This window comes from Micromonospora maritima, assembly GCF_902825405.1.
Lineage (GTDB): Bacteria > Actinomycetota > Actinomycetes > Mycobacteriales > Micromonosporaceae > Micromonospora > Micromonospora maritima.
On the sequence record NZ_CADEAU010000777.1, the window covers coordinates 1 to 1753 of the forward strand.

At 75.1% G+C, this 1753-nt stretch carries 1 protein-coding gene; it reads left to right on the forward strand.

Translation table 11 applies throughout. The features are described 5' to 3' along the window. Positions 1–43 precede the first annotated feature (43 nt). The coding region (locus HUW36_RS32185) for an NACHT domain-containing protein (protein ID WP_246248430.1) at positions 44–1753 on the forward strand (1710 nt) is incomplete at its 3' end.

Sequence of the window (1753 nt, forward strand, 5' to 3'; positions counted from 1 at the left end):
GGCCGCCGTGGAAGGCCCGACCCAGGGGGAGCCCGCCGCCCCGGTGGCGGCGCCGCGCTCGCCGCTGGACCGGCTGCTCGACCGGCTCGGCGAGGTCTGTGAGGCCCGCTACGACCGGGTGGTGGTGCGCCGGGTCGAGGCCGACCCGCCGCACCTGTACGTCAGCTACCGCTCCGACGGGGTGGTCCGGCAGCAGCGGGTCGGCGCGTACGTGGGCACCCCCGGGCCGGCCGACGTGGACCGCTTCGCCCGCCGGGTCCACGCCACCGACCCGGACCTCGGCTCCGAGCTGGTCTACGACGGCGACCGGGCGCCGCGCGGGCTGGCCGAGGAGGCGCAGCGGCGCGGCGTACGCCTGCTGCACCTGACCGAGTTCCAGGGCCTGCTCGACCTGCGCGACTACGTCGCCGCGCAGACCGCCCGGCTGCAGGCCGACCGGCTCTACCCGCCCGGGCAGTACGTGCCGCAGCGCTACCGCCACCTGGTCGGCGCCGACCAGCGGATCCGCGACGACGTGGTGGACGAGTTGCTGGAGACCGTGTCCGCCCCGGACGGCCGGTTCGTGCTGGTGCTCGGCGACTTCGGGCGCGGCAAGACGTTCGCGCTGCGCGAGGTGGCCCGCCGGCTGCCCACCGCCGCGCCGGACCTGATCCCGATCCTGGTCGAGCTGCGCGCGCTGGACAAGGCGCACTCCGTGGACGGGCTGGTCGCCGCGCACCTGGCCAACCACGGCGAGCAGGTGATCGACCTCAAGGCGTTCCGCTACATGCTGCGGCAGGGCCGGATCGTGCTGCTCTTCGACGGGTTCGACGAGCTGGTGGCGCGGGTGACCTACGACCGGGCGGCCGACCACCTGGAGACGCTGCTCCAGGCGGCCGAGGGCAACGCGAAGATCGTGGTGAGCAGCCGGACCCAGCACTTCAAGACCAACTCGCAGGTGCTGACCGCGCTGGGTGAGCGGGTCGGCCTGCTGCCGCACCGCCGGGTGCTGGCCGTGGAGGACTTCACGCCCGGCCAGATCGAGGCGTTCCTGCGCAACCGGTACGGCGGCGACGAGCAGGCCGCCCGCGAGCGGTTGAACCTGCTCGCCGGCGTCAAGGACCTGCTCGGCCTCTCCCGCAACCCGCGCATGCTCGGCTTCATCGCCAACCTCGACGAGGGGCGGCTGGCCGCGGTCGCCGGGGCCGGCGGCACGTTCAGCGCCGCCGCGCTCTACCGGGAGATCCTGGAGTCCTGGCTGGACTTCGAGGAACGGCGGACCCAGGGCATCCCGGGGGCGCCGGTGAACCTGCGCCGGCCCGAGCTGTGGCAGGCGGTGAGCCGGCTGGCGTTCCAGCTGTGGGAGAGCGGCGAGTCCTACCTGCGGCTGGCCGAACTGACCGAGGCCACCGGCCAGCTCGCCGGGCGGGCCGAGTCCCGGTTGTCGGGGCCGCAGGCCGCGCACGCGGTCGGTGCCGGCAGCCTGCTCGTGCGCACCGACGACGGCCTGTTCGGGTTCATCCACACCTCGGTGATGGAGTGGCTGGTCGCCGAGGGCGTCGCCGATCAGCTCAACCGGGGCGAGGACCCGTCCGCGCTGGCGGTCCGGTCGCTGTCCGCGCTGGCCGTGGAGTTCCTCGGCGACCTCGCCGACCCGGCCCGCTGCACCGCGTGGACCGCCCGGGTGCTCGGCGACGAGACGGCCGGGGAGACGCTGCGCGCCAACGCGCTGCGGCTCAGCGCCCGGCTGCGCCTGCCCGACCGGGCCGACCTG